The sequence below is a fragment of the Candidatus Chlamydia sanziniae genome, from assembly GCF_001653975.1.
GTDB classification, from domain to species: domain Bacteria; phylum Chlamydiota; class Chlamydiia; order Chlamydiales; family Chlamydiaceae; genus Chlamydia; species Chlamydia sanziniae.
This window is the reverse complement of record NZ_CP014639.1, coordinates 173,408-197,088: the sequence shown is the minus strand read 5'-3', so window position 1 is coordinate 197,088 and position 23,681 is coordinate 173,408. Positions and strand designations below refer to the sequence as shown.

Sequence of the window (23,681 nt, the reverse complement as noted above, 5' to 3'; positions counted from 1 at the left end):
TGGAAGAAGTATTATACAAAGAAAAAAATAAGAAAATACTTAAAATAAAAGCTTCATTTTAGTTTACTGATAGGCATTTGGCAATTACGATTTTTTTATGCTGCGTCTTATTTTCAAATTCTCTCTTTGCTCTGCTTTCCTGACCAGTTTTGTCTCCTTAAAAGCTATGGACAACTTTGTTTGGCAATCTCCAAAACGCTTGACTCTTTTAGGCAACCCCTTCATTGATGTTATTCTCCACGTCAATCCTGACTTTATGCAACAGTGTCAAATAGAAGTTGGTACTGTATGTCATAGAGATAAAGTAGAGGTTCAAAAAGTATTTCTACTCTATAAAAAGACATTCCCCAACGCACCCATCCTAATCCAACGAAAGGAACCCTTGAATCTTTCTCAAGATCTTCTGAATAGCCTTGGGATTTTATGCATTCGTAATGAGGAGATACACAATATCGACGGAATACTTATTGAAAGCGGTCCTGCGCTAAAAAAAATGGATTTCCTAAGATTAATTCTCCATTGCCCTGATTCTCCCGAATCGCTTCTTTACTCAGTACAGGAGACTGGACCTCATAGCACTCGTCTTCTTATCCCGTCTCTTGTCCCACAAGGATATGCACTCATTGATGGAGAACTCCTCCTCTTTAGCGATAGTATAGAAAATTTTTTGCATGAAGCTAAAAAGAAAAAGAACCATATAATGCTAGACCTTAATGATCCGCATATCGTTTCCACGTTTCTTAATCGCCTCTGGCCTCTCCTAAATGATATTTATGTTCTTTTCCTCTCCGAAGAGTCTGCAAAAGCTCTCACTGCTATTCCTGACTTAGCCAAAGCTAGCCGGCTTCTTTCCCATACTGTACCCATACTGTTTATCTATAGTGAACATGCTATACGCATACTGCAAGAAGGGAAAGAAATCTTCTCTACATGTAATCAAGATTTGACAGAACGCATTACCGGATTCCTTTTTGGCTACATAAACCATGGTTCTTTAGACTACTGTCTCCATTGTGCTGATTCTTTGTCCGGAGAGATTTCATTAAAAGACTAAATTTTTTTTGAAATTAGAGTAAAAGAATGTTCCTCTCTATTGAAAATAAGCCCTTGCCAACAAAGAGAAGCATACTCTATATTTCCTCACTTGTAGTAGTGAGGTTGAAGCGAGAAGAATACATGCCCACCATTAATCAATTGATACGTAAGAAGCGTAAAACTAACGTAGTTAGAAAGAAATCCCCCGCTTTACAAAAATGTCCACAAAAACGCGGCGTTTGTCTTCAAGTAAAAACGAAAACTCCTAAAAAACCAAACTCTGCTTTACGAAAAGTAGCTTGGGTTCGTCTATCTAATGGTCAAGAGGTAATTGCTTATATTGGTGGAGAAGGACACAACCTGCAAGAGCATAGTATCGTGCTGATTCAAGGCGGTAGAGTAAAAGATTTACCTGGCGTGCGTTATCACATTGTTCGAGGCACCTTAGATTGTGCAGCAGTCAAGAATAGAAAACAAAGCCGATCTCGGTATGGTGCAAAGCGACCTAAGTAAGAGATGGTACATGGAAGTTAGAGGTTAAGGTGTATGTCAAGGCGACACAGTGCTGAAAAACGCGATATTATAGCAGATCCTATCTATGGAAGTGTGATCTTAGAAAGATTCATTAATAAGGTAATGATGCATGGGAAAAAAAGTATAGCACGGAAAATTGTCTATTCTGCTCTAGAGCGTTTCGCAAAAAAACTTAGTGTTGAAAATACCCTTGAAGCTTTTGAAGAGGCTTTAGAGAACGCAAAGCCTATTTTAGAAGTACGTTCTCGGCGTGTTGGAGGCGCGACCTATCAAGTGCCTGTTGAAGTTGCTTCTGAGCGTAGAAATTGTTTGGCTATGCAATGGATCATCAAACATGCCCGAGCTAAGCCTGGAAAATCTATGGAACTCGGGCTTGCTGCGGAACTTATCGATTGCTTTAATAAGCAGGGCGCAACAATTAAAAAACGCGAAGATACTCATCGCATGGCCGAAGCAAATAAAGCGTTTGCTCATTACAAGTGGTAATATTAAGAGTCATACTAAAGAGAGAATGAAAAATTCATGAGCAGCGAGGAATTCGATTTAAGCGCAATTAGAAACATCGGTATTATGGCTCATATTGATGCAGGAAAGACAACAACTACAGAGAGAATTCTTTTCTACGCTGGAAGAACTCACAAGATTGGTGAAGTTCATGAAGGTGACGCTACAATGGATTGGATGGAGCAAGAACAGGAGAGGGGGATTACAATCACCTCAGCAGCCACCACTGTATTTTGGCTTGAAACAAAAATTAATATTATCGATACGCCAGGTCATGTAGACTTTACCATTGAAGTCGAACGTTCTCTTCGCGTTCTTGATGGTGCCGTGGCTGTCTTTGATGCAGTCTCTGGAGTCGAGCCTCAATCAGAAACTGTCTGGCGACAGGCAGATAAATATGACGTTCCTCGTATTGCTTTTGTGAATAAGATGGATCGTATGGGAGCCGATTATTTTGCTGCTGTCGAATCTATGAAAGAAAAATTAGGTGCTCATGCTCTCGCTGTCCATTGTCCTATTGGTTCTGAAAACCAATTTGTCGGAATGGTCGACTTAATTTCTCAAAAAGCTTTGTATTTTCTAGATGATACCTTAGGAGCTCAATGGGAGGAAAAAGAAATTCCTGAAGAACTTCAAGAGCGCTGTGCAGAACTTCGTGGGATACTTTTAGAAGAACTCGCAACCATAGATGAAAGTAATGATACTTTTATGATGAAAGTTCTTGAAGATCCGGATTCTATTACTGAAGAAGAAATTCATGCCGTTATGCGGAAAGGCGTCGTTGAAAATAAAATTAACCCTGTATTATGCGGAACAGCTTTTAAAAATAAAGGTGTGCAACAATTGCTAAATGTAATTGTGAAATGGTTGCCCTCTCCATTGGATAGAGGGAGTGTTCGCGGAATTAATTTAAAAACTGATCAAGAAGTTACTCTTGAACCGCGAAAAGATGGTCCTCTAGCTGCTTTAGCATTTAAAATTATGACCGACCCTTATGTAGGACGTATCACCTTTATCCGCATCTACTCAGGAACTTTGAAAAAAGGCACCACCATCCTTAACTCAACAAAAGATAAAAAAGAACGTATTTCTCGACTTCTTGAAATGCACGCAAATGAGCGTACAGATAGAGACGAATTTACTGTTGGAGATATCGGAGCTTGTGTAGGACTTAAATTTTCTGTTACAGGAGATACCTTATGTTACGAAAATCAGGAAATTGTTCTTGAACGTATTGAGTTTCCCGATCCCGTAATTGATATGGCAATTGAACCTAAGTCCAAGGGGGATCGAGAAAAATTAGCACAAGCATTAAGCGCTCTGTCTGAGGAAGATCCTACGTTCCGTGTTTCAACAAATGAAGAGACGGGACAAACAATTATTTCTGGTATGGGAGAACTACATTTGGATATTCTTCGTGACCGCATGATCCGGGAATTCAAAGTCGAAGCGAATGTAGGAAAACCGCAGGTCTCTTACAAAGAAACTATTACTCTGAATGGAAATAGCGAAACCAAATATGTAAAACAATCCGGAGGACGAGGACAATACGCTCATGTTTGTCTTGAAATCACACCTAATGAACCCGGTAAAGGAAATGAAATTGTCAGTAAAATTGTTGGCGGTGTTATCCCTAAAGAATATATTCCTGCAGTAATCAAAGGAATCGAAGATGGCTTAAATACTGGAGTACTTGCAGGTTATGGCCTTGTCGATGTCAAAGTAAGTATTGTATTTGGATCCTATCATGAAGTAGACTCTAGTGAAATGGCATTTAAAATTTGTGGGTCTATGGCTGTAAAAGATGCTTGTAGAAAAGCAAAACCCGTAATTTTAGAACCTATTATGAAAGTCGCTGTAATCACCCCAGAAGATCATTTAGGTGACGTTATTGGGGATCTTAACCGACGTCGAGGAAAGATTTTGGGACAAGAATCTTCCCGTAAAATGGCTCAAGTGAATGCAGAAGTCCCTCTAAATGAAATGTTCGGGTATACCACATCTTTAAGGTCTTTAACGTCAGGACGTGCAACATCATCAATGGAACCCGCCTTTTTTGCTAGGGTCCCTCAAAAAATTCAAGAAGAGATTGTTAAGAAGTAAGGAATATATGAAACAGCAGAAACAAAAAATTCGTATTCGTCTGAAGGGATTTGACCAGGCACAACTGGATCGTTCTACAGCAGATATTGTTGAGACTGCTAAAAGAACAGGAGCACGTGTTGTGGGCCCCATTCCCTTACCAACAAAACGAGAAGTCTATACTGTGTTGCGTTCGCCTCACGTAGATAAAAAATCTAGAGAACAATTTGAAATCCGCACGCATAAGCGTCTTGTAGATATTTTGGATCCTACAGGAAAAACTATTGATGCTTTAAAAATGCTAGCACTCCCCGCAGGCGTCGATATTAAAATCAAAGCTGCTTAAAAGTATACTCGATTAGGGAGATGTATTTACAGGAAAAATTCAAAACGCAACCCGCCCCTCTAATCTTACGTGAACAGATCTCTTGTCCAGAGCCCGACTCTTCTCCTAAAGTTGACCCTGTCTATCGTCTAGTCTTTGATACCACGAACACTACCTTGTCTTATAAAGTAGGCGACACACTTGGAGTCCTTTGTGAAAATACTCCTAACACCCTAGAGAAAGTTTTAACTGCTCTCCGCTATTCTCCCAACACTCTTGTTTATTCAGAAAAAGATAATAAACAACTCCCTATAATACAATTTCTTAAAGATTATGTAGATCTTAACAAGATACCCGCTAAACTCTCCGCGTTCTTTCCTCATTTAGATCCTAAGACCACACTCTACGATGCTATCCAAGAATACTCTCCTCAAATTCCTGCACAGTTGTTTTCAGAAAGTCTCGCACCTCTTCTCCCACGTTTCTATTCCATAGCTTCGTCTCCAATACTTTCTCCTACCACAATAGAACTACTTGTTAGACACGTGTCTTATTCAGGAAAAAATGAACAACGTTCAGGTGTCTGTTCTTCTTATCTTTGTAATCAACTAAGACCAGGAAAAGATTTTGCCCGCATCTTTATTCAACCGACACGGCATTTCACCCTGGCTAAAGAAACACAGGGGAAACCTCTCGTAATGATTGGAGCTGGAACAGGAATTGCTCCATATAAAGCTTTTTTGGAACAGCGACTTTCCCAAAAAGACCCTGGAACCAACGTACTTTTCTTCGGTGAGCGTGAAGAAAAAATAAACTTCTATTATAGAGAATTCTGGAACTCTGCCATAAAACAAGACGCATTAAAACTTTTTTTGGCATTTTCTCGAGATAGAGACCATAAGATTTACGTCCAAGATATTGTTAAAAAACAAAAAGACTGGATTCGAGAGGCCTACAGACAAGAAGGATACTTCTTTGTTTGCGGACGTAAAATTCTCGGCATAGAAATCAAACGCACTCTTGAAAGTATTTTGGGTAAAGAAGTTCTTGCTTCTTTAGCGAAAGACCGGCGTTATGTCGTTGATGTCTACTGACCACAATACTCCATTACAGTAAGAATGCAAAAACATTGAATTCCATCACCACAACCGAAATCACTCAAGCCTTCACCAGAAGTCGCAGTAATACCAACAGCATTCCAAGGTATTTCTAACGCATTGGCAATGCTTTGTCGTAAAGCAGCAAGCTTTGGAAGAAATTTAGGCCGGCTTCCCTCAATAGTAATGGCAAGATGTGAAATTTTTTGATGGGGCATAAGCGATTTTAAAGCTTCATCTAAATAGATACCACTATCGGTAATGCCTCGAGTTTGAAGCAGCTCATCAGCAACTTGCCCTAAAATAATCTTATTGGTTACTGAAGAAATGGCATTGCAAATGGCGTGAAAAATGACATCTCCATCAGAATTTGCCTGAAACCCTGGACAGTTTTCAAAAATGACACCTCCTAAAATGCAGGGCTTAGCAGAGCTCTCCGAAAGAAACCGATGGCTGTCTTGGCCAATGCCAATACGATAAATCCATTGGGGTTTAGGTAAGGTAGGGGTAGGATCTGACGCCATAATATCTCTGTGCTATCTTAATTTTTTATTTACAGATAAGAAAGTTTCTTTGCATAAAACATACTACAAAATTCGGAGAATTCACGCATCTATCAGAATCATAAAAGAAAAAGCTTATAGAGAAATTTTCACCTTCGTACAAATACAACACGTCCTCCATTTTAAGTAAGTGATATAAAAATAATTTTCAAAACAGAACTTTCTAAATAGGAATCCCATTGATATTAAACCAAATGTTACCTTATGATGGCCCTGTACAAATGGCTAGATAGCTCAGTTGGTAGAGCAGAGGACTGAAGATCCTTGTGTCGTCGGTTCGACCCCGGCTCTGGCCATAATTGGTTAACTCCAATCTGTCCGCTTGTTTTTACTTAAAACTTAGGACTTTATGTTTTGTATAATCTCTCAGTTTGTTAAAGTATTTAAGCAAGTAGTGCTTAGTTCTAAGTAAGAAAAATCATAAGGAAAAGAATTCATGGAACCCTACGCCATAATCCAGACGGGAAGCAAGCAATATCAGGTGCGTGCAGGCGATGTGATTGATGTAGAATTATTAGATAGTATTGCTGAGAGCAAGGAAATCATTTTTGAAGAGGTCCTGTTTGCCTTTGACGGTAGACAAGTTGCTATAGGAAAACCTACAGTTGCACATGCTAAAGTGGTAGCAGAATATCTTTCCCACGCGAAAGGGGAAAAGGTCATTGCTTATAAGTATAAAAAACGTAAAAATTATCATCGTAAACTCGGTCATCGTCAAAAGTATCTTAGAGTCAAGATCAATAAGTTAATGATATAAGAAGAAATGAAAGAGTGTTGAATTATGGCACATAAAAAAGGTCAAGGAGCAAGCCGTAACGGTAGAGATTCAAAATCAAAACGTTTAGGAATTAAAGTGGGTGCAGGCCAAAAAGTCTCCACAGGAAGTATTTTAGTTCGCCAGAGAGGTACAAAATGGACTCCTGCACACAATGTGGGCAGAGGACGTGACGATACCTTGTTTGCCTTAGTGGATGGTATTGTAGTCATGAAGAAAACAAACCGTACTTATATATCTATTCTTCCTGAACGGGCATAAATCCTTCTCCTTACGACTTTCAAATAACATAGAAAAGCTCTATTTTTGCTCGGGCATAAAATGGAGCTTTTTTCTTTTTGGACAGAATACAGTAGAACAGATGTTTGTAGATCAAATTACTTTGGAATTGCGTGCAGGTAAAGGTGGCAACGGCGTTGTGGCCTGGAGGAAGGAAAAGTATCTTCCTAAAGGAGGCCCCTATGGAGGTAATGGAGGAACAGGTGGTTCAATAATTATTGAATCAGTAACTCATGTCCAATCTTTTGAAGCTTATAGAAACGTACGCTTCTTTAAAGCTGGTGATGGCCAAGCAGGAGCGAGTAACAACAAAACAGGACGTAATGGCAAAGATCTTGTCATCACTGTTCCAGAAGGAACCCTCCTAAGAGACGCCCAAACCCAAAAGATCCTCTACGACTTCACCACCCAAGGCGAACGTCTTATGATTAGCCGAGGTGGTAAGGGGGGTAAGGGAAATACCTTCTTTAAAACTGCTACAAACCGAGCTCCTACCAAAGCGACCCCAGGAAAACCTGGAGAAGTACGGCTAGTCACATTCGAACTTAAATTGATTGCAGATATCGGACTTGTGGGATTCCCTAACGCAGGAAAGTCTACACTGTTCAACTACCTCGCTCATACAGAAGTTAAAGTCGGCGCCTATCCATTCACTACGCTCCGACCCGTACTTGGACTCGTTACTTGTCAGGATACGCTGTGTCAGAAGCCTTGGATTCTTGCTGATATTCCTGGAATTATTGCAAAAGCTCACCAAAATAAAGGCCTTGGATTGAACTTTCTTCGACATATTGAAAGGACGAGGCTTTTACTTTTCGTCATAGATATTTCAGGAAAAGAAAGAAGGACTCCAGAGAAAGATTTCCAAATCTTAATTGATGAGTTGTCTTCGTATGAACCAGATTTTATAAAGAAAAATATGGTTGTGGCCTTAAATAAAATTGACGAGTTATTTCCTGATGAACAAAAAGAGCTCTTGAAAAGCTTTCAAGAACACTTTCCAGCTTATTCGTTTGTATTAATTTCAGGACTTACAGGAGAGGGGACCACGGAATTGCACCGTTTTTTCAAACAAAGACTGACAATATAACCAATCCCCATAAGTATAGCTATTGTAGGCCCTACAGGATAATCTAACCAGTAGGCAATGCAAATCCCAGAAAAAGAACAAAAGATATTCAAAAATACAGCAATCATCATAATTCGAGTCATTTTATAGGAAAACCTACACGCTATCGCAATGGGAAGAACAAGCATACTCAACATGAGAATCGTCCCCATCACATACATTAACATTACAATGGTAATGGCAGTGAGAATGAGTAATAGGAAATACCATGTCTTCACAGAATAGTGACTCAATGCCATGTACTTTTCATCAAAGCATAAAGCAAGAAAACGTGAATGACAAAAAGCTACCGTAATGAGCACAACAAGATCTAGGATACCGAGACTGTAGAGATCATGAGGAGTCACCCATAAGATATTCCCAAATAGAAAATTTACAAGCTCTCCATTAAAAGTGGGGAGCTTGGCAATAAAGATAATGCCAATAGCCATGCCTACAGACCACACCATGGCGATAAGAGCATCCTCACGTTCCCGGTATTTTAAATGGATTTTGCCAATACATAAGGCAAGAAAAATTGCTCCAACAATAGCTCCATAGATGGGTGAGAAGGAAAGATGTAGGCGGTATTGTATCCATAATGTCAGGCCTATACCTCCTAGGATGGCGTGGGAAATGCTACCACTAATCGATACTATACGTTTCACAACAATGTAGGTACCTACGACACCTCCTGCAATAGACGCTCCCAAAGCTGCTAAGAAAGTGGGAAATAACAGAAAAAAAAAACACTCCCGAATTTCAAAAGAAATCATAAATTGGCCTTGTATTTAGAGGGATGACAACAAAATTTATCCATAAGTGCTGAAGTATCTGTTAAGGCTGTTAAGGTTTTGTTCATGTAAAACACTTGATTGAAATAATCTGTAGTATGATGCAGATCATGGGTAACCATAAGAATGGTGCATGAGGTGTTCAACTTTTTCAAAATATTTAATATCCTTTGTTGATTGTCAGGATCAATATTTGTTGTTGGTTCATCAAGGATTAAAATTTCAGGATGCGAGGTTAAAGCTCTTGCTAACAAGACGCGTTGTATCTGCCCCCCAGATAAATGAGAAAAGCAGCAATTGTGGTGATTAGATAAGCCTACGATTGCCAAAGCCTCATTGACAGCTGCAAAGTCTTCTTTGCAGTACTTTCCATGCCAACGTAACTTAGATAGACGGCCAGAAAGAACAACATCTCTAACAGAAATAGGAAAATTCATATCATAAGAAAAGTATTGGGGCACCCACCCTACCTGCACACGGGGATGTTTAGAAGAGAAGATCTGCAGTGTCCCTGAAGTAGGGTGGAGTAGACCTAAAATTAGCATAATTAAAGTACTTTTTCCCCCTCCGTTAGGACCAATAATGCCAATAAAATCACCTGCATAAACGGAGAAAGACACGCCATGAATAATGTGGGGTCCCCGGGGTTGGTAGAGAAAGGCAAGTTCTTTAGCAAGAATTTGTATTGTCATAAACTAGCAAAAGTTGTCGCTATGGTTCGTAAATTAACAATCACATTTTCAGCATAGGGATCTAAAGTAATAGAATTCATGTGAAAACGCTCCGCAAGCATAGCGCTACTACGTCGTCCTGCATATTCAAGAAGAATTATCGAAGAGAACTCATATTGACGAATTTCTTTAAATATTTGGACAATGTCTTTAGGCGAGGGATCGCTATGGTTATTTTTCTCAATGTAATGTTGGAAAAAGTTGTAGTCCCGACAAAAATAACCAAATGCTGGGTGGGATACTAAAACGTGGCGTTGTTTCGCTTTGGAAATAATCGAGAGTATTTCCCGATCTAACAGATCTAGAGAGATAAGAAGCTCGGCCCCGTTGTGTTCATATAGAGCAGCGTATTGAGGATATTTTTTACTTAACGCACTCACAATAGTCTGAACTTGGATTTTTAAGTTTTTAGGACTTAGCCAGATGTGAGTATCATAATTCATCACGTGCTCAGAACAGCAACTTTTCCCCAGAATAAGGGAGACATTTTGTGTGAGGTCTATCTGCTCACAGGTTAAGTTTTTTTCACATGCTTTTTCAAATGCTTCTCCTATACGAAACCAGAGTTCTCCGCGTCGGAGCTCCTCCATCTGGCGCGGAGGGAGTTCGTAGGTATGCGGATCATAATGGTTGGTAACTATAGAATAAACAGAGCATGTCTCAGCAGATATTTGTTCAACAAGGAATTTATAGGGAACTAAACTTACAAGTAACTGAGGTTTTTCTGTACCGTTATGACTATGAGCTTGTAGTGAACAAAGGATAAAAAAAATAAAAAATAAAATCTTACGCATGACAAAAAGGTTCTATGAAGGAATCCATTATTCTATTGGAGGACAATTTTAATAAAGAACGAATAGCTAAGAAGTATGAAACTTTGTAGAAATTTTTTGGTAATGACACCATTGTTGATAAAAATAGAGATCTTACGATATCTTCTCAGGAGGCTTCTTTTGTTGAAAAAATCTTAACTTATGGAGAGATGTCTGAGTGGCTTAAAGAGCACGCTTGGAAAGCGTGTGTGCGTTAACCCGTACCGTGGGTTCGAATCCCACTCTCTCCGTATCTTAATCTAAAAGACAAACCTTATCCCCCCATTGGCCATTTGAATTAAGGTATTAAAGGAAACATCTAGAGTATATGTCCCGTAGAGAGTCCAGTAAGAACCCAAATACGTTTGATTACTTAGCTCTACACGAGCAGCATCCTTCGTAGGGATGACTCCGTTGACTTGTCCTGTCTCTCCTGTAGAAAGTATTTGATACCCGGATATAGGTTTGTTCCTATACAAAATAGGAAGGTAGGCAACAGCTAACTTGTTGTACATGACAATACTATAGCTTGATATGGCACCATCCACAGCGACTCCCGTAGGGAGGGCAAGGTTTTTATACGCACAGGCTTCAAATTTTCTAGGATCATAATCCAACTCCGTGAACATTTTTTGGCGGACTCCTGTGTATTCCGCTTCTGTATAAAAGGTACACCTTGCTGTAGATTTTGGTGAAGGTTCCTTGAGGTCTATATTTAAACGTAAATCGACAAGCCATCCTAAATTGTCCCAATTCGCTACGTTTTTTTCATCTATAGAGGGATAGAAAGTTGTTGTATCGTGTTTCATGTATCCGTAAGTGACAAGCCCTTGAAATAGTAGCGGCCGAGGAAGAAAGGGCATAGCGAATGTCTTTCCAGAGTATAAGGAAACTTGGTAGGAATGCCCCGAACCCTTATGGTGGTAGTTGTTTAGACTTGTCGCAGAGTAAGAATGACCAAAAACTTGGCTAAAAGAAACTCCGAGAATAAATTCTGGACGAGGCTTGGCATCCATCGCTATAGTATATCCACGGCTGTGATAAGAGAAAGTGGGACTCTTTTCTGTTTTTTCTTTTCTTAAAAATGATCCAATTCCTGAGAACCAAAGGTTATTAAAGGCCTCGTCATCAAACCTTGCATTGTTTAACATATTGCCTAAGAGACCTTGCTTTACAGCAACCAAAGAGTTTTGTGCGCCCCAAATCGAATTGGTATAGAAATAGTTATCTCTAGGGATATATTCCCAACGCAGGTATTTATCAAAGGTCCATTTCAAAATTATCTTAGATGTTATGGAAGAAGAATCCAAATTCCAAGTTCCTAGGTAGCCCTTTTTAGCCCCAAGATTCCCTTCGATTTGCACGTTTGTAGCAGTCACAGTCCCCGCACCTTTGTTCTCTATATTAAACAAAGTGACTTCGCGGTTCTTTCCAAAATAGGGATTGTTATAGAGCACACCCGTGGGATCTAGAAGATGAATTGTTCCTGTGATCGTAATGCTATCCCCGGGAGGAGTGGTTGCGGGTGTTGTTCGATTGACAAGTCTTAATGTAGGAGGAGCAACCGTTTCTGAAAGATTCTTTGCCGAAGGGACAAGATCACTGAAATCCAAGGTGACATTATTTAATACAATGCCTCCAGCCTCTTTCTCATGATTGGAAAGCACAGTACCCGGCCCCATAATAATGGAAGTCTTCGGTTGTTGTGTGAAGGAGACAACATTAAGTTCTGCATTTTTCCCAAAAATAAATGTGCCGTTGTGGAAGGTAAGTTTTTGTGGAATATACGATTTATTTTCATGGTATTCTCCAGAAAAGATCACCGTACCCTCGTATTCCGTGCTGTCAATTGTTTTATTAATATCGAGAGTTTGGGCATTGGCATTTTTTGTTGAGATATTTACAGCATCATAAAAAGCTATAGTATTTGCTTTCATTACATTAAGAGATAGTTGAACATTTCCTGCAATACCGCAATATTTTGTTCCGCCATTGGCAGTGCATTGATTGTTTCGGAAGATAATGCTACCACTCTTTGCTGTTAACTTGACGGGAACATCATTGGTAGCATTCTCTCCATAAATTGCTGCTCCTAAGTTATTCGTCTTAGTGCTTCCATTAGTTTGAGATTGAGCTGCTGTGACCTTATTGTTTTCAAAAATAATCATAGAACCTGCAGTAAGGTCTAAAGCTTTAGTACAATAAATTGCACTGCCATCATATTTTGAAGTATTATTAACAAAGGCAACATTTCCACTGGGAATGGTCAAGGTAGAGGCATAAATTGCTCCGCCACGCTTTAAAGCTGAATTCCCATTAAAGAGAATGGAACCATTATTTTTCAGCGTAACAATTCCATCACTCCCATTGGGTCCAAGACAACCAATCGCGCCACCGATTTCTGCATAGTTATTTTGAAAGATCAATGCAGCGTTATTGGAAATCATTACGGACGTTGTGGCTGCAAGTGCTCCTCCAAAACTGTCTTTATTTGCTGCCTCTGTCGAAGGTGTCGTGGTTGTACAGTGTGCAGAGTTATTCAAAAAGTTTAAAGGTTGAGAACAAGCTGAGATCTTGATTGTGGGAGCATAAATCGCTCCACCAGCAATCTGTTTCTTCGTTGAGGTTTTTTTCGTAACGGCAGAATTATTGCTAAAAGCAAGATTCCCGGTACAATTTTCTAAGGTAAATGAAGTTTTTGCATAGATACCCCCACCTTGTAGATCAACATCCTGTGTTGTTCCCGTATTGGAAACTCTGTTCCCAGTACAAAAGAAGGTGCCAGAGATGTTTTTGAGCATAACCGTAGAGGCTGAGTATAACCCACCTCCATACATAGCGGTGGCAGTCTCTACAGGCGCAGTAACGACATCTGACTCAGTTACATTATTAGCAATTGTGAAGTCCCCAGGAAGTTCGCTTAAAGTGATCGCATTTGCATGAATGGCTCCTCCATTCATTGTTGCTTTGTTTTGAGAGAATCGTCCAGTCTCAATCTTATTTATCGTTAGAGTATTTCCTGCGTATAACCCCGCGCCTTCCTTGGCAGAATTGCTTTCAATGATTAGATTATCAATACGTTCGAACCCTACCTTTTGACTATAAATTCCTCCTCCATTATCGCCTGCAGTGTTATTTGTAATCGCAACGGTAATAATGTAAGTGAATGAACAATCCGTCTTGTCGGTGTCTGTCTGGGTGTATAAACCTCCTCCAGATTTTGTAGCCGCGTTCTTATCTAGAATTACAGTAGCTAAGTTAGAAAACGATGCATTTTTGGTATAAATTCCTCCTCCATTTTCTGTGGCGGTATTCCCTGTGATCGTAGCTGCACCATAGACAGGTTGAATCAGAGCCTTCGAGTCTGGGTTGGGATGCGTGAGTGAGCAGTTCTGTGGAATATACGCGCCTCCGCCACTTTTTTTAGAAGTATTGGCATCTAAACAGAAATTTTCCAAAGTTTCCATAGTTACAGATTTATTGTTGGCGAGACATAAGCCTCCACCGTTTTCTTCACTCGTATTGCTTTGGAATAGTGTTTTTCCTTTGAGATTTTTAAGAGTTACATCTCCACCGCAATAGCATCCTCCTCCCTGTTTTTTTGCCGTGTTTTTGGTAAATTGTATTCTGTAAGAATCTGAACAGGAAAATGTCCCGCCAATATAGACTCCACCGCCCATATCTTGAGCTTCATTGCTACTTACTTCAAAAATTGATGTAATGCCGGAAATTTTCAAGTCTTTAGTGACGTACATAGCGCCGCCTTGAGGCGTCTTTGTTCCTGTGTCACCACTATCACCACTAACCGCACTGCTATCACTAGAACTGCTTGACTTCTCAGTCTTAGGTAGAATAGGAGCAATAACAGTGTCATAATTCCCTGATTTGTTTGTGCGGAAGCGAACTTCTATTAAATCAGAGAAGGTGGCGGAAGTCTTAGCATAGATAGCTCCGCCCTCTCCTTTAGCTTTGTTTGCAGAAAAATGTATAAGAAGCTCATTATTACTAATTGTTAGAGCATCCGTTGCATAGATGGCTCCACCTTGATTTTGCGCTGTGTTGGTTTGAAATCTTACATCGTTGAGTGCATCTAAAGTGATTGCTTTTATTGCATAGATAGCTCCGCCAGAACCTGATGCAGAATTTAAAGTGAAAAGAGTATTTCCTGTGCTCTTTTCAATGATTAAAGTGTCTACAGAAAAAATAGCCCCTCCCGAACCCCCAATCACATTGGTAGGTACGGTAACTCCTGCGTCAATACTCGTTGAGTTAGACTTGAAAGTCATGTCTTTGTATTTCGAAATGAGAAAAGAACCTTGAGCGTAAATTGCTCCCCCATTTCCTGCAGTTTCTTGAGTTAACACAGGAGACGTAGACTCAGTAACGCTAGCAGATTTTTCTTTTTCCACCTCACTCTTAAGCGTAAATACAGAAACAACAGCAGAAGGCGACGATGATGACGGAGAAGACGAAGCAGGAGGTGCAGCAGGAGGTGCAGGAACAACCACGCGGTTTGAAGTAAAGTTAATCATTTCAAGAATATTCAAAAGGGTTAATGTAGATTCTGTGTATATGGCACCCCCCGCTTGTTGAGAGAGGTTGTTCGTGAATGTCAGATTCTTTAATCCCACGCATGTTACAGGACCTTTAGAATAAATCGCCGCTCCTTGTCCCGTCATTGAGATAGTGTTGCATGTCAGAGATCCTGGATTTCCTGAGTTAGTTACGAATGTAATAGGAGCATTTGTTTGATCATTATAAAAAGCTCCTCCTCCTTTAGGTGGTTTAGGTGGGGTAGGGAGTGTAGGAGAAGGAGTAGAAGAAGTAGAAGGAGCGGGAGTAGGAGTAGAGTCCACAAGTCCTAGAGTGCGTATAGCAGAAACAAAATAGAAGGGGTCTGTATTTGCAAAAAGCGTGCCGACTAGATTATTTTGTGTCATTAAGAAGGTAGGAAATCTGGGCACAAAGTACATTATCCTGCTGGTGGGAGTACTACTTGAACTCGCTCCATCACCGCCAGTTCCACCACTGCTACTCGTCTCACTACCACTAGCTTTATTCTCTTTACTGTCACTAGTTTTACTAGAACTGTCTGGAGGAGTCGTATTTGTAACAGGAGGTGGAATATTGGTGAATGTTGAAAAATTTACATCGCCAACGACTGTGTAAGTAGTTCCTGTTGAGTCTTGCGTTTTCTGAGTGAAGGTTGTTAATGCTTCATCCGAAGAACTATTCTCTGACCCCACATGATTTGTATTTAGCTCTACAGCTTTGGGATCAGCGAAAGCAGTGAGTGCAGTGAGTGCAGGGATTATAGCAGCAAAAGCAGCTGTAGCTGATAGCCACTTCATAGAACAAAACCTATAGGATAGATTCACAGACTTGATAAACGTTAGATAAATCAGATGAGTAAATTAGGCAAGGGATAAAGATAGAAGGAGAGAAGCAGATGTAGAGAACTTTAGGAGTCACAAAGACTTTAAGTCAAAGCAAAACTAAAAGTTGCTCCCATGTTGACCGTCAATTTCTCTCGACACATGTATCCTATAGTACCTTAGAAGCTTAAGGAAAGACCCGCATGTGCATCGGTAGCAAGATTGTTCCCTTCACGTTGTGTGCTCGAAATTCCTAAATACATCGTGAGGGCTTTGTATTTGACTGTGCTATGAACTTTCACATTGATCGCTTCTTGACCTACGGAAATACTAGGAACTTCCCACGCATGCTGATTTAATACTAGAGAAGCTGATGTTCTAGGAGAAGTTCTATGTAAGTCTTTGATATAGGCCATACTCATGTGAATAAGAGCTGAGGAATGCATTCCAAAAAGGCGAAGTTCCAAAGCGATCCCTGTAGGTAGAGAGACATTGCATAGTGTTGAAGAAGCGAAGTAACGAGGATCATAACCTGTTTCAACAAAAGCATTTTGTGTTAAGGCTGTATAATCAAGATCTATAAAAGGAGTAATTTTAAGCCAGCGAATCCCTTTAGGATAGGCGTAGGAAATGCCTACAGTTCCTCCCCAACCATAATTTCTCCATGAACCTCGTGAGGTCCCTTTATGCTGAAAAGGATGTTTCATCACTTGGGAATCTTCAGTATAACTAAGCGAAGATCTCAGAGATAACGAACGCCAATTTTTTGTTAACGCTAAGGTTCCTAATAGCGTATGAGAATGGATTTTCGCTGGGATATTTTTTTGTGATGAAGAACCATGGAGTTGGGAGAAAGCAGCACAAAGTATAGTGTCAGAAAAGAAGGGCAAGCGTAAACCGACAGTATGACCCTGATGTTTTAAAGAAAAACTATTGCTAGAGTCCGACTGTTCTACAAGACTCGAGATAGGACCTCCAAAGATACTTAGGTGTTTAACCGGAATTACTACATTGTTATTAAGATAATTATTTATAACTGCATTATAAGTAGCATGTAATCCAGAAAAAGTAGACCACAGGGTTGTAGGAACAAGTTTACCTATCCTCTCAGGATTGAGGATAAACTCGCCTGTAGGATGCCAGGAAGCTTTTAAGGTTTTTTTCTTCTTCGTATCGTTTTGGAAAGACCATGAGAAGCTCCATGAACCTTGATAACCATATCCTGTATACGGAGAATTAGGGATTACATAAGGCATGGGCAAATCACTGCCTGCCGAGTGATGGGAAGGGGCTGTCACTACTTTTTTAGATTTTATAACAACAGCAAGTTCATAAGTTTTAGAAGCTTGTTCATGGTTTTCATAAAAAATTCTATAAGGATCATAAATCTCAGGCTTCTCTAAAAACCGGATAATGATCGGTCCGGGTGCTCGGATCTCTGCAGGAAGATTAGAATTAAGGTTCTCTAAATTAAATCCAAAATGAGAAATTGCAATACTTTTTTTAGAATCATTATTGTAAGTGGTTAGCAAAGAACCAGGCCCAAGCGTTACTACTCCTCCGTATTGAGAAAATTCTTGCACAGCAAGAATGGCTCCACCCTCTATAGAAAGAACTCCGGAATGTAAGTGTACAGGCTGGTTGAAGATCGAGGTTTTATTCTCCTGATTTTTTAGTTGTTGGGGAGAGAGACGCGCCCCAGAGAAAATGACATTCCCCGCAGGCCCATTGTCTTTAAAGTCATTGATGTGTAAAGGATAGGAGCTTGATGTTGTCATAACCACGGGATCATAAAAAACTAAACGATGGTCTTGACTTGCTTTTAGTGAAATAGAATGAGGATGACCTTTAATAAAAATGGCATTGTTTTTTTCTTTAGTTTGTTTATGCTCTTCTACTACTGTATTGCCGTAAAATTCTATATCGCCGCAATGTGCATGCAAAAATAACCGCGTGCCAGGTCCTTCTAAATAAATTGCCCCGCCTCCGTTAGTGTTAAATGCGGTGTTGTTTATAAAACGCATAGACTGTTTTGCAGTCAGGTGACATGAGGTTGTCGTTATCGCCCCCCCTCTTGTTGCTGAGTTTCCTTCAAAGACAATAGGAGCGTCATTATCTTCGAATAAAACTGTGGTGGCGTGAATCGCCCCTCCAGAGTTTTGCGCTTTGTTGTTAGTGAAGAATATAGGTCCTTGCTGCGAGGAGAAGTGGCAAAGGGAAGCATAGATAGCCCCTCCTGACTGTGCTTGGTTATCTAAAAAAATTATCGGGAGAAGATTGTTAGAGAACATTACAGTGCCTTGATGACTGGACAATCCTCCACCGAATACTGCTTCATTATTTTGAAATAAAATATTTGCATTATGAGTAAAAGTGATCTCCCCCCCAGGGGTAGTATTGCTAACAGCCCCTCCCGAACAAATATCCATTAAGCTATTTGTTGTCAGAGCTTTGTTATTCAAAAAGGCTATGGTGTTTTGCTGACCTTGGAATAGAAGCATATGTGTTTTAGTCCCAGAAAGAAGGATAGCTCCTCCTGAACCGGAGCTTATATTATTTTGGAACAACATACGGTGATTCTTTAAAAATGACAGATCGCCTTCTGAACTCAGCACACCACCAAGGCTCTCGTTGTTATCCGCAGTTAGAGAACGAAGACCTTTAAAGGTAACATTGTTGTGAGAAAAGACTCCCACTCCTTGAGCTCCTAAACAAAGATTACGAAAAGTAAGAGTGGCAAAAGGAGTCGCGTTAGTAAAGACAAGTTCTCCTTGTAAATTACGAAAAGCACCCCCATGTTTATGAAAGAATTTTCCTGGAAAATCACAGAGTATGAGGTCTTTGCGAATGGAATATGTAGTTTGATTTGGAGAAGAACTAATCAAGGTGAATAGTTGAGGATCTTCTCCTGAGTGTATTCCCGATAAAGGAAGGAATACCTCGTTCGCTATTACATACGATACTTGAATACTTAGAGAAAAAAATATGAGTCTCCAAAATTGGATGTAATGCATATAGCGGAATCCTAGTGAGTTATAATCTTATAAGGCTGTAAACTTACATAGAAAAAGAAAATAAATACACGGAAATAAAAAGTTGTCTAAAGGAGAAAAAATTTCTATGTACCCTAAGGAGTAGGGCACAATGCAACATACATGACTCGAAAAATAAATTCTGGGATATTTCTCTGCAGGAATCCGGATAAGAAACAGAATTAATCTTTATTTTCGTCAATGATTGCTTTACTAAAATTTTTCACTTCTTTAGAGATATTTTTTGCTAGTAATTTGGTGTGTTGCAAAAAGGCTTTTGTATGTTGCTTCGAATTTTTCAGTAAGGTTTTGCCTTTTTTGGCTCCTGTATTTTTAACTTTAGAGATTTTTTTACGTAATTGTATCCCACTTTTGGGGGTAAATAGACAAGTCAGAAGGGTGGCGATAAGTCCACCGAATAGTACCCCACGTAACCAACGACAACGTTTGTTTTTGATTTTTTTACATTTACGATTACACCTAAACATGATTTCCTCCCTCGCAATAGCTTAATCTTTATTACGAAACATACCCCAGATAAGGAGTGCTGCTGTCGTCCACTTTATTCCCCGGCATAGAGCTTTTGCCCAGTGCTTACTCTGACTTTCTTCATTGAGGATCTCTTCCATTTCTTCAGGCAGATCGTTGTTTTTCTTTTTTTTTTTCAACCACCCACAAAGAAGTTTCTTCCCTAACATTAAGGGAGCAAAGATCTTGGCTTCAAAATTTAAAATTGCTGTTATGCGTCTGATATTTTTTAATATTTTGTTTAGATGGTGTAAGAAGCAAATCATCATAATGAAAATTGTAAGCATTCCTCCAGAGAGGAGAACACAGCAAATAATCAAGGCTCCTGTTAGATAGTTATCCATAAAATAAAAGAATTTAATTTTTTATTTTTTATTCTTTATTTTACTTTTTATTATCTGTTTATTTCTAAAACTAATCTTCGGTTTTAAAAAAAGCATACTGAATTTAGATGTTTAAAAAATGAGACAACCCTTATCTTCCTGATACATAGGAAGATAAGGGTTTTTTAGTTATGGTAGAGGACTCCAATCACCTATTTATAAGGGAGGCAAGGACTCTTCCCCCAAAAAAGAAAGCTTCTTGGGGAATTGGATTTCTTTCTGTAATAGGAAAACTCCAAATAGATTGAAGCATAGAAGGAGAGTGCCGGAAACCGACATAATCAAGAGGGCGGTATTTTGGTTAAGAAAGCTAAAAAGGGGAAGAACACAAATTCCATAAAGGGTGTAGATTTTTGCTCCCACGTTTCCGTAAAGAAACTTTGCACACTTTTTCCCCACGAGGAAATAAGAAATGATCGTGGTGTATCCCGTAACAAAAAGGAAAGTCGGTAGGAAGAATTTCACCAACGGGAAGTAGGTTGTTAGGGTATGCTCTACAGTTTGGGAAGCATTTTCAAAGCCTAAAGACCAAGATCCTGAAACAAGAACCATAAGGAGGCTTAGAGTACAGATAAGATTATCAACAGCGATTCCAACAATACTTAACTGAGCTTGCGTACTGGGGTCTTTTGCTGCGCTTTCGCTTTGTATTATAGAATCAAACCCTATGCCAATATCTCCAGAATAGGCAGCACGAGAGATGCCCTGATGAATAGTTGTCGCTACTGTACATCCTGTAAAGCCTCCTAGGGCACTATGACCAGTAAATGCTGAGGAGAAAACTGTTGAAAGGAGGCGAGGGAGATGATGAAATTCTTTAATAAAGATATAAAGAGCTAGACTGCAATAGAGAGTCATAAAGAAAGGTAGAACAAGAGTACAGATTTTTCCTATTCTTTGTAAGCCACCTTGAACTGCGTAGATCACGAGAAATAAGAGCCCAAGTGTGGGATAGATTTTAGGAAGATCCCAGCAATGTGCTAAGCTATCAGCAATGACTGAGAATTGATAAATTTCTACTCCATAGACGCAAAGTAAGAGAGCAACAATTACAGAAATCACAGGAGTTTTGAAGGCTTTAGTAAGAAAATACATAGGCCCACCTTGATAGGTCCCATCACTATCTAATTTGCGAAACTTAATTCCAAGGTAAACCTCAGAATACTTGACTATTGAACCAAAAATTCCTGCGATCCATACCCAAAATAGAGCTCCGGGTCCTCCAAGGCATAGAGCAGTGACAATTCCAACGACGTTTCCGATGCCGATATTGCCGCCTGCAGAAGCAAAGAAGACCTTGAGGGGATGAACACCATGTGCAGAGGAGTTTTTACATGCATTTTTAGAATAATGATGAAAGAGTTTGCAAAATTGTGGAAACTTTGTGAATTGGGAGAATCGAGATTTCCAAGATAAACCACATCCTAGGATAATGATGATCAGAAAGGCGATATAAGACCAAAAAAAGTCATCAAAGGTAATTAGAAAACGCACGAATCCATTCATAGTAAAAAAGTTTTACTTGTATAAGGGTACTATTATTACTATTTTTCTTTTTGTTTTGTAGGAAAATAAAATTTATAAACGAGTAAAAGAGTCCCTAGAGAAATAAACACATCAGCAAGATTAAATGTAGGGAAAGCCCAACGTTTGTAGTTGAGAGCAATGAAATCAATGACGTGTCCGTAAAAAAGAACATCCCCGACATTCCCTATAGCTCCTGAGCAAAGCAGAATAAGGGCAACTCGTGTAGGGGGTTTAAAGGAATTCTTTTTAAAAAAGAGATAGATCAAGATCCCTAAGATGATACAAATACGGAAAATGAATAAAAAATATTTATAACGTGCAAATAACCCAAAAGCAGCACCTTCATTGAAGGTAGGCAGGAGTGAGAAAGAGAAGTGCCCCCAGCTACGGACATAGAGTAGGGGGTAGGGGCTTGGATAGAGTCCTTTATATTGCAGTAAGATGGCTAACTTCGTAATCCAATCAATTAAAACAAGAAAAGCGATCGAGAACAATGTAGTGCGAAAACGGGTAGCCATTAAGATTAATTTCCGGAAAAAAGTCCCTTTTCAAATTGTTCTTGGGCTTTGACTGTCATTGTAGCATAAGGAATTGCTATAAGCCGAGCTAAAGGAATTTCTTCTCCACTGACATCACATATGCCATAGGAATCATCAGTAATTTTTTCTAATGCTCGGTTAATTTGTCTTAAGAGTTCATACTCTTTTGTGGTCACTTCTAAGCTAATGGTACGATCAAAAGTATCGGTGCCTTGGTCTGCTTGATGTTGAGAATATCCTGTAGCTTCATTAGGTTTTTTTACTTCTTGAGCATTTCCTTCAAGCGTATGGGATAATTTAGCTTTCATTTCTAAAAGTCTTTGCTTAAACTGTTCTATTTCTTCATCTGATAGGGGCATAATCTTTCCTTCGAATCTAATATTATTTTTCCATATCTGGAGTGGCAGATAAAAGTACTTCCATTAACTCACCTACGTCCTTGAATCTACGATAGACGCAAGCAAATCGAATATAAGCAATCATGTCTGCCTTTTTAAGATATTTCATTACTAGTTCGCCAATTTCTTTGGTAGAAATTTCCCTATTTTGTTTACCAAGAAGTTCAGATTTAACATTAGAAGCTATAGCATGAACTTGATCTTGGCCTATACGCGTATGGCTAGAAGCCGCATTTAATCCATGAATTAATTTCGATTCTTGGAAGTTTTCATAACGTCCGTCTCGCTTTAATACTTGAAGTGTGAGTTCAACGGTTTCAAATGTAGTAAAACGTTGACAACATTTCAAACATTCACGACGCCTTTTAATAGCATTAGCTTCCAGAGCGTTTCTTGAATCTATAACTTTCAACTCCCCATGATTGCAAAAAGGACACTGCACGGGAGCTACCTCCTAGGTTAAGGTAGTCTAAGAAAACAGAACTTTAAAATTAGAATAAGTATAAACAACTATAGTTACAAAGCTTTTTTCTAAGGTAGACAGAACAGAATCCATAGCAAAGTAGATTTCGTTAATCATTTTTTACTTATTGGAACGAAAAAAAGATCATATGTTACTTTAGGAACGCTTTATTGTAAAGTTTATGTTTTTTGTAGGGGTTAGGATGTTTACAGGTATTGTTCAGGAATTAGGTGAAGTGTGTTTGTTGGCGACTCGTGGCAACGGGTTGTCTCTTGGTGTGCAAAGTTCTTCAGAATTTGCTCATGAGTTGGTGAGTGGGGATAGTGTGGCTGTGGATGGCGTTTGTCTCACAGTAGTTCGTCGAGATGGAAATCGGATATTTTTTGATGTAATTCCAGAAACTTTGGCTTGCACAACCATAGGGGAAAGGAGTGTGGGTGACAAAGTAAATTTAGAAGGATCTTTAAGAATGGGAGATTCTATGGGGGGGCATTTAGTGTCTGGTCATGTGTTGGGGACAGCAGAAATTGTCGCAATTGAGGAGAATCGTTATTATTTTCATGTTGTAGAGAACCTCGCCCCCTACCTTTTTGAAAAAGGATTTATAGCTGTCGACGGTGCTAGTTTGACGATAGTATCTGTTGATGGCGCGGTTTTTTCTGTAGGATTGATTCCAGAAACTCTTCAGCGTACGACACTGGGATATAAACGGGAGAAGGCAAGAGTGAATATAGAAATTGAAACGTCTACAAAGATTCAGGTAGATACCTTAAGGCGTTTGATGAAACTCTAGATGG

22 protein-coding genes and 2 tRNA genes are annotated in these 23,681 nt (G+C 39.4%); 12 read left to right on the top strand and 12 right to left on the bottom strand.

What is annotated here, in order from left to right:
• Nucleotides 1-97: 97 nt before the first annotated feature.
• From Cs308_RS00775 to Cs308_RS00750, 6 genes are all read left to right on the top strand, one after another.
• Nucleotides 98-1,054: a hypothetical protein gene (locus Cs308_RS00775; RefSeq protein WP_066481455.1), complete on the top strand. Its 957-nt coding sequence runs from the start codon at nt 98-100 to the stop codon at nt 1,052-1,054.
• Nucleotides 1,055-1,176: 122 nt separating this feature from the next.
• Entirely contained in the window at nt 1,177-1,548 is a 372-nt protein-coding gene (gene rpsL / locus Cs308_RS00770; RefSeq protein WP_066483314.1) for a 30S ribosomal protein S12, read from the top strand.
• Nucleotides 1,549-1,581: 33 nt separating this feature from the next.
• Nucleotides 1,582-2,055, top strand: a complete 474-nt coding sequence (gene rpsG, locus Cs308_RS00765) for a 30S ribosomal protein S7 (RefSeq protein ID WP_066481453.1) — start codon at nt 1,582-1,584, stop codon at nt 2,053-2,055.
• 36 nt (nt 2,056-2,091) lie between these two features.
• The gene (fusA, locus tag Cs308_RS00760; protein WP_066481450.1) at nt 2,092-4,176 is read left to right on the top strand and encodes an elongation factor G; all 2,085 of its coding nucleotides are present in this window, start codon (nt 2,092-2,094) and stop codon (nt 4,174-4,176) included.
• A gap of 7 nt (nt 4,177-4,183) precedes the next feature.
• Nucleotides 4,184-4,501: a 30S ribosomal protein S10 gene (gene rpsJ, locus Cs308_RS00755; RefSeq protein WP_066481447.1), complete on the top strand. Its 318-nt coding sequence runs from the start codon at nt 4,184-4,186 to the stop codon at nt 4,499-4,501.
• Nucleotides 4,502-4,521: 20 nt separating this feature from the next.
• Nucleotides 4,522-5,574, top strand: a complete 1,053-nt coding sequence (locus tag Cs308_RS00750; RefSeq protein WP_066481442.1) for a flavodoxin domain-containing protein — start codon at nt 4,522-4,524, stop codon at nt 5,572-5,574.
• On the opposite strand, the gene ispF is transcribed toward Cs308_RS00750, so the two are convergent.
• Nucleotides 5,568-6,101 carry a 2-C-methyl-D-erythritol 2,4-cyclodiphosphate synthase gene (gene ispF, locus Cs308_RS00745; protein ID WP_066481438.1) on the bottom strand — a complete coding sequence of 178 codons (534 nt, stop codon included), beginning with the start codon at nt 6,099-6,101 and terminating at the stop codon, nt 5,568-5,570. The two genes, Cs308_RS00750 and ispF, sit on opposite strands and share 7 nt — an antisense overlap.
• Nucleotides 6,102-6,363: 262 nt before the next feature.
• Here ispF and Cs308_RS00740 point away from each other — a divergent pair.
• The 4 genes from Cs308_RS00740 to cgtA all read left to right on the top strand — a co-directional run bounded on the left by Cs308_RS00740 (nt 6,364) and on the right by cgtA (nt 8,284).
• Nucleotides 6,364-6,436, top strand: a tRNA-Phe gene (locus tag Cs308_RS00740).
• Nucleotides 6,437-6,576: 140 nt separating this feature from the next.
• The gene (gene rplU / locus Cs308_RS00735; protein ID WP_066481435.1) at nt 6,577-6,897 is read left to right on the top strand and encodes a 50S ribosomal protein L21; all 321 of its coding nucleotides are present in this window, start codon (nt 6,577-6,579) and stop codon (nt 6,895-6,897) included.
• A gap of 24 nt (nt 6,898-6,921) precedes the next feature.
• Complete coding sequence (gene rpmA / locus Cs308_RS00730) at nt 6,922-7,176, top strand: 50S ribosomal protein L27 (protein ID WP_066481432.1); 255 nt, start codon at nt 6,922-6,924, stop codon at nt 7,174-7,176.
• Nucleotides 7,177-7,276: 100 nt separating this feature from the next.
• On the top strand, nt 7,277-8,284 hold the full coding sequence (gene cgtA / locus Cs308_RS00725; protein WP_066481430.1) for an Obg family GTPase CgtA: 1,008 nt from the start codon (nt 7,277-7,279) through the stop codon (nt 8,282-8,284).
• On the opposite strand, the gene Cs308_RS00720 is transcribed toward cgtA, so the two are convergent.
• Genes Cs308_RS00720 through Cs308_RS00710 form a run of 3 tightly spaced genes read right to left on the bottom strand, consistent with a single transcriptional unit; the run spans nt 8,200 to nt 10,621 of the window.
• A complete protein-coding gene (locus Cs308_RS00720) occupies nt 8,200-9,078 on the bottom strand; it encodes a metal ABC transporter permease (RefSeq protein ID WP_066481428.1) in 879 nt (292 codons plus the stop codon). The two genes, cgtA and Cs308_RS00720, sit on opposite strands and share 85 nt — an antisense overlap.
• On the bottom strand, nt 9,075-9,788 hold the full coding sequence (locus Cs308_RS00715) for a metal ABC transporter ATP-binding protein (protein ID WP_066481426.1): 714 nt from the start codon (nt 9,786-9,788) through the stop codon (nt 9,075-9,077). Before Cs308_RS00715 ends, Cs308_RS00720 begins: the two co-directional genes overlap by 4 nt.
• Entirely contained in the window at nt 9,785-10,621 is an 837-nt protein-coding gene (locus tag Cs308_RS00710) for a metal ABC transporter solute-binding protein, Zn/Mn family (RefSeq protein WP_066481424.1), read from the bottom strand. Before Cs308_RS00710 ends, Cs308_RS00715 begins: the two co-directional genes overlap by 4 nt.
• 182 nt (nt 10,622-10,803) lie before the next feature.
• Between Cs308_RS00710 and Cs308_RS00705 the strand changes: the two genes are divergently transcribed.
• Nucleotides 10,804-10,890, top strand: a tRNA-Ser gene (locus tag Cs308_RS00705).
• A 9-nt stretch (nt 10,891-10,899) separates the two neighbouring features.
• Here Cs308_RS00705 and Cs308_RS00700 read toward each other — a convergent pair.
• The 8 genes from Cs308_RS00700 to nrdR all read right to left on the bottom strand — a co-directional run bounded on the left by Cs308_RS00700 (nt 10,900) and on the right by nrdR (nt 22,863).
• The gene (locus Cs308_RS00700; RefSeq protein ID WP_066481422.1) at nt 10,900-15,990 is read right to left on the bottom strand and encodes an autotransporter domain-containing protein; all 5,091 of its coding nucleotides are present in this window, start codon (nt 15,988-15,990) and stop codon (nt 10,900-10,902) included.
• 203 nt (nt 15,991-16,193) lie between these two features.
• Complete coding sequence (locus Cs308_RS00695) at nt 16,194-19,028, bottom strand: polymorphic outer membrane protein middle domain-containing protein (protein ID WP_066481419.1); 2,835 nt, start codon at nt 19,026-19,028, stop codon at nt 16,194-16,196.
• 200 nt (nt 19,029-19,228) lie between these two features.
• On the bottom strand, nt 19,229-19,534 hold the full coding sequence (locus Cs308_RS00690) for a YtxH domain-containing protein (RefSeq protein ID WP_066481416.1): 306 nt from the start codon (nt 19,532-19,534) through the stop codon (nt 19,229-19,231).
• 21 nt (nt 19,535-19,555) lie between these two features.
• Nucleotides 19,556-19,918 carry a hypothetical protein gene (locus Cs308_RS00685; RefSeq protein WP_066481410.1) on the bottom strand — a complete coding sequence of 121 codons (363 nt, stop codon included), beginning with the start codon at nt 19,916-19,918 and terminating at the stop codon, nt 19,556-19,558.
• A 195-nt stretch (nt 19,919-20,113) separates the two neighbouring features.
• Nucleotides 20,114-21,463, bottom strand: coding sequence for an amino acid carrier protein (locus tag Cs308_RS00680; RefSeq protein ID WP_066481407.1), 1,350 nt, complete (start codon nt 21,461-21,463; stop codon nt 20,114-20,116).
• A gap of 38 nt (nt 21,464-21,501) precedes the next feature.
• Nucleotides 21,502-22,002 carry a signal peptidase II gene (gene lspA / locus Cs308_RS00675; protein ID WP_066481404.1) on the bottom strand — a complete coding sequence of 167 codons (501 nt, stop codon included), beginning with the start codon at nt 22,000-22,002 and terminating at the stop codon, nt 21,502-21,504.
• 5 nt (nt 22,003-22,007) lie between these two features.
• A complete protein-coding gene (locus tag Cs308_RS00670; RefSeq protein WP_066481402.1) occupies nt 22,008-22,382 on the bottom strand; it encodes a TraR/DksA family transcriptional regulator in 375 nt (124 codons plus the stop codon).
• A 22-nt stretch (nt 22,383-22,404) separates the two neighbouring features.
• Nucleotides 22,405-22,863, bottom strand: a complete 459-nt coding sequence (gene nrdR / locus Cs308_RS00665; RefSeq protein WP_066481400.1) for a transcriptional regulator NrdR — start codon at nt 22,861-22,863, stop codon at nt 22,405-22,407.
• Between the two features lie 223 nt (nt 22,864-23,086).
• Between nrdR and Cs308_RS00660 the strand changes: the two genes are divergently transcribed.
• The gene (locus tag Cs308_RS00660; RefSeq protein ID WP_066483311.1) at nt 23,087-23,677 is read left to right on the top strand and encodes a riboflavin synthase; all 591 of its coding nucleotides are present in this window, start codon (nt 23,087-23,089) and stop codon (nt 23,675-23,677) included.
• The last annotated feature ends 4 nt before the right edge of the window (nt 23,678-23,681 follow it).

What these genes read in the sequence shown, in the direction of transcription:
- rpsJ (WP_066481447.1), top strand. Translation starts at nt 4,184, where the DNA reads ATGAAACAGCAGAAACAAAAAATTCGTATTCGTCTGAAGGGATTTGAC.
- Cs308_RS00660 (WP_066483311.1), top strand. Translation starts at nt 23,087, where the DNA reads ATGTTTACAGGTATTGTTCAGGAATTAGGTGAAGTGTGTTTGTTGGCG.
- Cs308_RS00685 (WP_066481410.1), bottom strand. Translation starts at nt 19,918, where the DNA reads ATGGATAACTATCTAACAGGAGCCTTGATTATTTGCTGTGTTCTCCTC.
- ispF (WP_066481438.1), bottom strand. Translation starts at nt 6,101, where the DNA reads ATGGCGTCAGATCCTACCCCTACCTTACCTAAACCCCAATGGATTTAT.
- fusA (WP_066481450.1), top strand. Translation starts at nt 2,092, where the DNA reads ATGAGCAGCGAGGAATTCGATTTAAGCGCAATTAGAAACATCGGTATT.
- Cs308_RS00775 (WP_066481455.1), top strand. Translation starts at nt 98, where the DNA reads ATGCTGCGTCTTATTTTCAAATTCTCTCTTTGCTCTGCTTTCCTGACC.
- Cs308_RS00710 (WP_066481424.1), bottom strand. Translation starts at nt 10,621, where the DNA reads ATGCGTAAGATTTTATTTTTTATTTTTTTTATCCTTTGTTCACTACAA.
- Cs308_RS00690 (WP_066481416.1), bottom strand. Translation starts at nt 19,534, where the DNA reads ATGTTTAGGTGTAATCGTAAATGTAAAAAAATCAAAAACAAACGTTGT.
- rpsL (WP_066483314.1), top strand. Translation starts at nt 1,177, where the DNA reads ATGCCCACCATTAATCAATTGATACGTAAGAAGCGTAAAACTAACGTA.
- rpmA (WP_066481432.1), top strand. Translation starts at nt 6,922, where the DNA reads ATGGCACATAAAAAAGGTCAAGGAGCAAGCCGTAACGGTAGAGATTCA.
- cgtA (WP_066481430.1), top strand. Translation starts at nt 7,277, where the DNA reads ATGTTTGTAGATCAAATTACTTTGGAATTGCGTGCAGGTAAAGGTGGC.
- rplU (WP_066481435.1), top strand. Translation starts at nt 6,577, where the DNA reads ATGGAACCCTACGCCATAATCCAGACGGGAAGCAAGCAATATCAGGTG.
- Cs308_RS00670 (WP_066481402.1), bottom strand. Translation starts at nt 22,382, where the DNA reads ATGCCCCTATCAGATGAAGAAATAGAACAGTTTAAGCAAAGACTTTTA.
- Cs308_RS00680 (WP_066481407.1), bottom strand. Translation starts at nt 21,463, where the DNA reads ATGAATGGATTCGTGCGTTTTCTAATTACCTTTGATGACTTTTTTTGG.
- Cs308_RS00700 (WP_066481422.1), bottom strand. Translation starts at nt 15,990, where the DNA reads ATGAAGTGGCTATCAGCTACAGCTGCTTTTGCTGCTATAATCCCTGCA.
- Cs308_RS00720 (WP_066481428.1), bottom strand. Translation starts at nt 9,078, where the DNA reads ATGATTTCTTTTGAAATTCGGGAGTGTTTTTTTTTTCTGTTATTTCCC.
- Cs308_RS00750 (WP_066481442.1), top strand. Translation starts at nt 4,522, where the DNA reads ATGTATTTACAGGAAAAATTCAAAACGCAACCCGCCCCTCTAATCTTA.
- Cs308_RS00715 (WP_066481426.1), bottom strand. Translation starts at nt 9,788, where the DNA reads ATGACAATACAAATTCTTGCTAAAGAACTTGCCTTTCTCTACCAACCC.
- lspA (WP_066481404.1), bottom strand. Translation starts at nt 22,002, where the DNA reads ATGGCTACCCGTTTTCGCACTACATTGTTCTCGATCGCTTTTCTTGTT.
- rpsG (WP_066481453.1), top strand. Translation starts at nt 1,582, where the DNA reads ATGTCAAGGCGACACAGTGCTGAAAAACGCGATATTATAGCAGATCCT.
- Cs308_RS00695 (WP_066481419.1), bottom strand. Translation starts at nt 19,028, where the DNA reads ATGCATTACATCCAATTTTGGAGACTCATATTTTTTTCTCTAAGTATT.